The following is a 604-nucleotide window of genomic DNA, read 5'->3' on the forward strand; positions in this document are numbered from 1 at the left end:
GGGCTCCCACTGCTTGTACGTACAGGGTTTCAGGTTCTATTTCACTCCCTTCACCAGGGTTCTTTTCGCCTTTCCCTCACGGTACTGGTTCACTATCGGTCAGTCAGGAGTATTTAGCCTTGGAGGATGGTCCCCCCATCTTCAAACAGGATTTCTCGTGTCCCGCCCTACTTGTTGTTAGCTTAGTACCATAAATGCGCCTTCGGATACGGGATTATCACCCTCTACGATTGTGCTTCCCAACACATTCTCCTAACACACTTACTATCACTAACGGCTCTTCCGCGTTCGCTCGCCGCTACTTACAGAATCTCGGTTGATTTCTTTTCCTCGGGGTACTGAGATGTTTCAGTTCTCCCGGTTCGCCTTGTTAACCTATGAATTCAGTTAACAATAGTAGATTCTTCATCTACTGGGTTGCCCCATTCGGATATCGTGGAGTAATAACGCTTCTTATCAACTCCTCCACGCTTTTCGCAGATTAGCACGTCCTTCTTCGCCTCTGACTGCCTAGGCATCCACCCTGCACGCTTCGTCACTTAACCATACAACCTCAAGAATTTTTATACCGCACGTTCACTTTCGTGTCCGTTCAGTTGCCATT

At 48.0% G+C, this 604-nt stretch carries 1 rRNA gene; it reads right to left on the reverse strand.

Annotation, left to right across the window (positions count from 1 at the left end):
* Nucleotides 1–545: ribosomal RNA gene (locus FHQ30_RS12860) — 23S ribosomal RNA — on the reverse strand; the annotation flags it as partial.
* Nucleotides 546–604: the final 59 nt, after the last annotated feature.

The sequence above is a fragment of the Testudinibacter sp. 'clade 2' genome, assembly GCF_006227735.1.
In the GTDB taxonomy this organism is placed as follows: Bacteria; Pseudomonadota; Gammaproteobacteria; order Enterobacterales; family Pasteurellaceae; genus Chelonobacter.